The sequence below is a fragment of the Amycolatopsis sp. lyj-109 genome, assembly GCF_046548995.1.
Taxonomy (GTDB): Bacteria; Actinomycetota; Actinomycetes; order Mycobacteriales; family Pseudonocardiaceae; genus Amycolatopsis.
The window spans coordinates 24,340-31,290 of record NZ_JAJPWR010000049.1 but is presented as its reverse complement, the minus strand read 5'-3'; the positions used below and the strand labels follow the sequence as shown (position 1 = coordinate 31,290).

The window sequence follows — 6,951 nt, the reverse complement described above, 5'->3', positions numbered from 1 at the left end:
CCCCGCCCGCACCTGCTCCCAAAACCGCACCCGCACATCCCGCAACAACGGCACCCGACCTACCCGACCAGCCACAACACCCTCCAACCATCGGTGTTGCAACCACCCCATGAACCCAAGCGGCCTTGGTTGCGTCTCACGCACCCAAGGCGGCCTTCGGTGCGTGTGACGCACCGAAGGCCGCCTTGGGGCGCTTGGATTGGTGAGCGTCCACGAAATCTGCGACAGGCAACACTAGGACGCCGCGGCCAGGACGGCCTGCTCCACCTCGCGGCGCCACCCGGGCTCGATGCGCCCGCTCCGCGGCGTCACCGCGAACGAGTCCACCACCGCACCACCCAGCGTCGACGCCTTGGCCCAGCGGACCTCCGCGTCACACCGGCGCAGCGCTCCCGCCACCCGGAACAGCAACCCGATCCGGTCGGTCGCGCGCAGTTCCAGGACCACCGTGTCCGGACCCGTCGTCTCGTCGTCGAACCAGAGCACCTTCGGGGCGACCGGCGCCGGCAGCCCGTAGTCGCGTTCCTTCGCCGCCAAGCGCTGGGTCAGGGGCAACGTGCCCGCCACCGCGCGGGCGAACTGCTCGCGCAGCAGGGTCGCGTCCGGCAGGGAACCGAACTTCGGGGACGCCGTGAACACCCCGGCCCGGCCGCCGTCGTGGCCGCGCAGGATCGCCGAGTGGACCTCCAGGGAGTTCAGTGCCAGGACGCCCGCCGCCGGGGCCAGCAGCTCGGCCCGGGCCGGGACCGCCAGCAGGACCGTGACCACCTTTCCGTGCGAGCTGATCCGGATCTCGCCCGTGCCCGACGCCACCGCCGAAGCGACGAGTTCGCGTTGTTCGTCGTCCATCGGCGAAGGGGCGGTGAAACCCTTGCCGTGCAGTACTTCTTCGCAGCCGGCGGCCAGCTCCGCCAGCAGCCGCGCCTTCCAGTCCGTCCAGACCCCGGGGCCGGTGGCCAGCGAGTCGGCCTGGGTCAGTGCGTGCAGGAGCTCGACCAGGACGAGGTCGTTGTCCAGGGTCTTCACCACCCGGGCCACCGTGGCCGGCTCGCTGATGTCGCGCCGGGTCGCCGTGTGCGGCAGCAGGAGGTGGTGGCGGACCATCGCCGACACCGTGGCCGCGTCGGCTGCGGAAAGCCCGAGCCGGGTGGCGACCTGGGCCGAGATCTTGGCGCCCAGCACCGAATGATCCGCGTCGCGGCCCTTGCCGATGTCGTGCAGCAGCGCGCCGATCAGCAGCAGGTCCGGACGCGACACCGTGGTCGTCAGCTTGGCCGCCTCGACGCAGGTGCGCACCAGGTGCCGGTCGACCGTCCACTGGTGCACCGGCGAACGCGGCGGCAGGTCGCGGACCGCGCCCCACTCCGGGAACAGCCGGGACCACAGGCCCGTCCGGTCCAGGGACTCGACCGCGTCGACCAGGCCCTCGCCCGCGCCCAGCAGCTCGACCAGCGCGTTCAGCGCCTCGGCCGGCCACGGCGTGCGCAGCTCCGGCGCCGACTCGGCCAGTGCCTTGAGCGTGCCGAGCGCGATCGGCTTGCCCGTGCGCGCCGACGCCGCCGCGACCCGCAACAACAGAGCCGGGTCCTTCGCCGGGACGGCGTCGCGGGCCAGCGCCACCTCGTTGCCGTGCAGCACCACGTTTTCGGCCAGCGGGGTGCGGGCCGGACGCCGTCCGAAGCGCGTCTTCGGGGGCTCCACAGTGGATCGCAGGGCGACGTCCAGTGCGTAGGCGATCGTGCGGCCCGCTCCGGAAAGCTTGCGGGCCAACGTGAACCGGTCGCCGAAACCCAGCTCCGCGGCGACCAGTTCGGCCTCCGGTGCGGACAGGACGTCCCGTTCGCGCCGGATCTCGCGCCGCAGCTCGGTGCGGACGTCGAGCAGGAGCCCCTTCGCCTCCAGGAGTTCCTCGCCCGGACGCGCGGTGAGCTGCGCCGCGGCGAGGGCCTCCAGGACGGCGAAGTCCCGCAGCCCGCCCCGGCCGTGCTTGAGATCCGGTTCGGCGGACTGCGCGATTTCGCCGCTGCGGGCCCAGCGCTGCCGGACCGACGCCGTCATGTCCGGGAGCTGCTTGCGCGCCGTACGGCGCCATTGGTCGCGCGCCGCGGAAACCACCCGGCCGCTCAGCTCGGCGTCCCCGGCGAGGTGCCGGGCGTCGAGCAGGCCCATGGCCACGCGAAGGTCCTCCGAAGCGACCTTCAGCGCCTCACCGGGCGTGCGGACCGAGTGGTCGAGCCCGACTTTCGCGTCCCACAAGGGATACCAGAGCGCGTCCGCGATCTCGCCGACGCCGCTGTTGCCGTTGTGCACCAGCAGCAGGTCGAGATCGGAGAACGGCACCAGCTCCCGGCGGCCGAGCCCGCCCACGGCGACCAGCGCGACACCCGGTTCCGCGGTGTCGACGCCGGCCGCCGAAGCTCCCCTGCCCAGCCAGAACTCGTAGAGGTCGACCAGGGCCGCCCGCAGTGCGGACGCCCCCAGCCTCCCGTGCCTGCCCTCGAGCAAACGCTCGGTGGCCTTGACCAGTTCGCCCCCGTCGGCCATCCCAGACGCCTTATAGAGCGTCCGTGCCGCGCTCGCCGGTCCGTACCCGGATGACGGTCTCCACGGACGTCACCCACACCTTGCCGTCACCGATCTTGCCGGTGTGCGCGGCCGTGGTGATGGCCTCGAGGACCTTCTCCACGTTGGTGTCGTCGGTGACGACCTCGACCTTCAACTTGGCCACGAAGTCCACCGAGTACTCCGCACCGCGGTAGACCTCGGTGTGGCCCTTCTGCCGGCCGTATCCCTGGACCTCGCTGACCGTCATGCCCAGCACGCCCAGCTGCTCCAGCGCGGAGCGGACGTCGTCGAGCGTGAACGGCTTCACAATCGCCGTGATGAGCTTCATGCCTTGCTCTCCTCGAGTTTCGCGTTGCCGGTGGCGGACTTGACCGGGAAGGTCGTCGGCTGGCCGATGCCGCCGCTCGACCCGGTGAAGTCGTACGCGCTCTCCGCGTGCTGGGCTTCGTCGATGCCGCTGATCTCGTCTTCGGCGCTGACGCGGAAGCCGCCGGCCTTCTTGATCACGAAGCCGATGATGAAGGACAGCACGAAGGAGTACGCGAGCACCGCACCGGCGGCCGCCGCCTGACGACCCAGCTGGGTGAACCCGCCGCCGTAGAACAGGCCGTCCGCACCGAGCGCGTTGACGCTGGTGGTGCCGAAGAAGCCGATCAGCAGCGTGCCGACGATGCCGCCGACCAGGTGGACGCCCACGACGTCGAGCGAGTCGTCGAAGCCGAACTTGAACTTGAGCGAGATGGCCAGCGCGCAGAGAGCACCGGCGATGAGGCCGATCGCGATGGCCCCGAGCGGGCTCACGAAACCACACGCCGGGGTGATGGCGACCAGACCGGCGACCGCGCCGGATGCCGCACCGAGGGTGGTCGGCTTGCCGAACTTGATCTGCTCGATCAGCAGCCAGCCGAGGACGGCCGCCGCGGTGGCAACGGTGGTGTTGGTGAACGCGACGGCGGCGAGGTCGTTGGCGGCCAGCGCCGAACCGGCGTTGAAGCCGTACCAGCCGAACCACAGCAGCGAAGCACCGAGCAGCACGAACGGAACGTTGTGCGGCCGGCCGGTGTCCTTCGGCCAGCCCTTGCGCTTGCCGAGCACGATCGCCAGCGCCAGGCCCGCGGCACCGGCGTTGATGTGGACCGCGGTACCACCGGCGAAGTCGAGCGCCTTGAGGTTGTTGGCGATCCAGCCGCCGACGGCGTTCTCGCCGATGAAGCCGTTGAACGAGAACACCCAGTGCGCGACCGGGAAGTACACGACCGTCACCCAGACGACGACGAACAGCGTCCAGCCCCAGAACTTCGCGCGGTCGGCGATGGCGCCGGAGATCAGCGCGGGCGTGATGATCGCGAACATCAGCTGGAACATCACGAACGCGAGGACGGGCAGGCCGTCCGAGCCGGGCCAGGCGACCGCCGGCGTCGTGTCGGTGGCGGCAACCGCGAAGCCGGCGAGTTTCCCGAAGGTGTTCTCGAGGCCGGCGAAGTGGAAGTTACCGAGGAACCCTCCGAAGGCGTCGTCTCCGAAGGACATCGAGAAGCCGTACAGGGCCCACAGCACCCCCACGACGGCCAGCGCGATGAAGTTCATCATCAGCATGTTCAGGACGCTCTTCGCGCGGACCATGCCGCCATAGAAGAACGCCAGTCCTGGGGTCATGAGCATGACCAGCGCGGCGCTGGCCAATACCCATGCGGTGTCTCCTGCGTTCAGCACATCGTCCTCCCGTGCCCTGGGTTGGTGCGATGGCAGTTTTGGCGCGCGGTGTTTCACGGGGCGGCTCGCGAGGTTTCACCCGCGTGAACTGTGCGCGCCCGGTTGTTACGGCCAGGTTTCCCAGGACCCCTCCTCCGGTGTCCGGTTGCGAAACGTCGTGGTCGAATATCCCCATGACACCGGCCGACAACGGGAATGACCCACTGCCACCCCCGGTCGTCGCAGCACTGCGGTGTTCGGTGTGCGGCAACCCGATCGGCGCAGCGGGACGCACGCTGCGTTGCGGAAACCGCCACTCTTTCGATCTAGCACGCCAGGGTTACGTGAACTTGTTGCACGCGCGAATCCCGGCCGGGACGGCGGACACCGCGCCGATGGTCGCGGCGCGCGCGGACTTCCTGGAATCGGGCGCCTACGAGCCCCTTGCCGACGAACTGGCCCGCGTCTGCGCGGAGGCCGGCGGACTCGTGATCGACGCGGGCGCGGGCACCGGGTACTACCTCGCGCGGGTGCTGGCGACGTCGGAGGCGTTCGGCCTCGCGCTGGACGTCTCGGCGGTCGCGCTGCGGCGGGCGGCCCGCGCCCACCCGCGGCTGGGCGCGGCGGTGTGGAACCTGTGGGAGCCGTGGCCGGTGGGCGACGGCGTGGCGTCGGTCGTGCTGAACGTCTTCGCGCCACGCAACGGGCCGGAGTTCCACCGCGTGCTGCGACCCGGCGGCCTGCTGGTCGTCGCCGCGCCGGCCCCGGACCACCTCCGCGAGCTGGGCGACCTGGTGCTGGCCGTCGACGAGCGCAAGGACGAGCGCCTGGACGCCACCCTCGGCGAGTACTTCACGCGCACGGACCGCACCGAGGTCCGGCGCGAGGTCGAGTTCACGCCGCGGCAGGTGCGCCAGGCGGTCGAGATGGGTCCCGCCGCGTTCCACCTGGACCGTGACGGCCGCCGGGAGCGTCTCGACGCGCTGAGCGAGTCCCGGCTCGTCACGGTGTCCTTCACGGTGTCGGCGTACCGGCGGCGCTGAGTCTGGAAGGGTGAAGGGGTGAAGCCCGACTGGACCGCGTCCGCGACCCGGCTCGCGGACGCGGAGTGGGTGCGGGCCCGCATCGGCGGCGCCGCGAAGCTGTACGGCTGCGCGCGGCCCGAGGTGCTCGGGACGATCTGGTGGTACTCGCTGTCGTCGGTGCTGGTCGGACCGGCGGTGGACGGCCTGCTGGCCGGGACGCCGGTCGATCCGTCGCTGGACGCCGTGGAGCTCGACCTCGTCGCCGACGGGCGGTTCCTCGGCGCCCGGTCCACCCGTCCCCTCGACGGCGGCCTCCCGGAGCTGGGCGCCGCCCTCACCACCGCTCTCGGCACCGCGATCACGACCATCGCCGAGGTCAGCGGGGCGCGGGAGCGCGCGCTCGGGGCGATCGCCACCGACTCCATCGGGAACCGGCTGCTGTGGACGCCCGATCCGGAGCGCGCGATGACCCTCGCCGGGCCGCTGGTCGACGCGATCGACCTGGGCCTGCCGAAGCCGCGCTTCGTGCGCGTCGGACGCACCCCCGCCGTACGCCGGGCTTCGTGCTGCCTGATCTACGAAGTCGGCAACCCCAAGTGCGTGAGCTGCCCGCGTCAGACGCCCGAAAAGCGCGAAGCCCGCCTTCGCGCCGCCCTGGGCTGATGTGGTGCGTCGCAGGTCCCTTGCCGTTCGTCACGAGCGCCCCAATGTGGCCTTCGGTGCGTCTGACGCACCCAAGGCGGCCTTCGGTGCGTCAGACGCAACCAAGGCCGCCTTGGGGCGCTTTTCCCGGCGCGCGCACGCTAAAGAACCGCCAGCTCCAGCGCCGCGAGCCGCTCCGGATCGGCGATGACGTCGATGCCCGAGATGCGGTCGCCGTCGACGCGGAACGCCAGGACGACCGCCAGCCGCCCGTCGCGCACCATGAGCAGGCCGGGAGCGCCGTCGACCAGGGCGAGTTCGCTGGCGCGGGCCCGCTCCGACGCCAGGATCGCGCCGCGGCGCACACTCTCGACGCCGCGCAGCACGATCGGCGCCGGGCTCGGACCGGCGAACCGGTCCGCGTGCAGCACCACGTCCGGGTCGAGCAGGGCCAGGAGTGCTTCGAAGTCGCCGCCGCGCGATGCGGCCAGGAAGGCTTCGACGACCCTGCGCCGCCGGGGCAGGTCCGCGTCCGCGGCGGCCCCGCCCTTCACCCGGCGGCGGGCGCGGCTGGCGAGCTGCCGGGCGGCGGCCGGGGTCTTGCCGATCACCGGCGCGATCTCGTCGAACGGCACCGCGAACATGTCGTGCAGCACGAACGCGACGCGCTCGGCCGGGCCCAGCGCGTCCAGCACCACCAGCAGCGCCCGCCCGACGGTGTCGGCCAGCTCGGCCTCCTGCCCCGGGTCGCGGCGGTCGTCGTCCGGCTCGGGCTGCCCGTCGAGGGGCTCCTCGCGGTGGTTGCGGCGCGTGCGCAGCAGGGACAGGCAGACCCGGGCGACCACGGTCGTCAGCCAGGCGGGGAGGTTGTCGATCTCGCCGGCATCGGTGCGGTGGAACCGCAGCCACGCCTCCTGGACGGCGTCGTCGGCTTCGGCCGCCGAACCCAGCATCCGGTAGGCGACCGCGCGCAACCGCGGCCGCTCCTGCTCGAACCGCTCGGTCAGCGTGTCCACCGTGTCCCGTT

General features: G+C 71.8%; 6 protein-coding genes. 2 read left to right on the top strand and 4 right to left on the bottom strand.

Annotation, left to right across the window (positions count from 1 at the left end; translation table 11 throughout):
• Nucleotides 1-234 precede the first annotated feature (234 nt).
• From ACLJQF_RS47965 to ACLJQF_RS47955, 3 genes are read right to left on the bottom strand one after another with little or no spacing between them, the layout of a single operon-like run.
• Nucleotides 235-2,544, bottom strand: a complete 2,310-nt coding sequence (locus ACLJQF_RS47965) for a [protein-PII] uridylyltransferase (RefSeq protein WP_410617299.1) — start codon at nucleotides 2,542-2,544, stop codon at nucleotides 235-237.
• Nucleotides 2,545-2,554: 10 nt separating this feature from the next.
• On the bottom strand, nucleotides 2,555-2,893 hold the full coding sequence (locus ACLJQF_RS47960; RefSeq protein WP_410617297.1) for a P-II family nitrogen regulator: 339 nt from the start codon (nucleotides 2,891-2,893) through the stop codon (nucleotides 2,555-2,557).
• Nucleotides 2,890-4,278 carry an ammonium transporter gene (locus tag ACLJQF_RS47955; RefSeq protein WP_410617296.1) on the bottom strand — a complete coding sequence of 463 codons (1,389 nt, stop codon included), beginning with the start codon at nucleotides 4,276-4,278 and terminating at the stop codon, nucleotides 2,890-2,892. Before ACLJQF_RS47955 ends, ACLJQF_RS47960 begins: the two co-directional genes overlap by 4 nt.
• Before the next feature lie 173 nt (nucleotides 4,279-4,451).
• Between ACLJQF_RS47955 and ACLJQF_RS47950 the strand changes: the two genes are divergently transcribed.
• Nucleotides 4,452-5,300 carry a putative RNA methyltransferase gene (locus tag ACLJQF_RS47950; protein ID WP_410617294.1) on the top strand — a complete coding sequence of 283 codons (849 nt, stop codon included), beginning with the start codon at nucleotides 4,452-4,454 and terminating at the stop codon, nucleotides 5,298-5,300.
• Nucleotides 5,301-5,318: 18 nt separating this feature from the next.
• A complete protein-coding gene (locus ACLJQF_RS47945) occupies nucleotides 5,319-5,945 on the top strand; it encodes a (2Fe-2S)-binding protein (protein WP_410617292.1) in 627 nt (208 codons plus the stop codon).
• Between the two features lie 140 nt (nucleotides 5,946-6,085).
• On the opposite strand, the gene ACLJQF_RS47940 is transcribed toward ACLJQF_RS47945, so the two are convergent.
• Nucleotides 6,086-6,940 carry a sigma-70 family RNA polymerase sigma factor gene (locus ACLJQF_RS47940; RefSeq protein WP_410617290.1) on the bottom strand — a complete coding sequence of 285 codons (855 nt, stop codon included), beginning with the start codon at nucleotides 6,938-6,940 and terminating at the stop codon, nucleotides 6,086-6,088.
• Between the last annotated feature and the right edge of the window lie 11 nt (nucleotides 6,941-6,951).

What these genes read in the sequence shown, in the direction of transcription:
- ACLJQF_RS47950 (WP_410617294.1), top strand. Translation starts at nt 4,452, where the DNA reads ATGACACCGGCCGACAACGGGAATGACCCACTGCCACCCCCGGTCGTC.
- ACLJQF_RS47960 (WP_410617297.1), bottom strand. Translation starts at nt 2,893, where the DNA reads ATGAAGCTCATCACGGCGATTGTGAAGCCGTTCACGCTCGACGACGTC.
- ACLJQF_RS47965 (WP_410617299.1), bottom strand. Translation starts at nt 2,544, where the DNA reads ATGGCCGACGGGGGCGAACTGGTCAAGGCCACCGAGCGTTTGCTCGAG.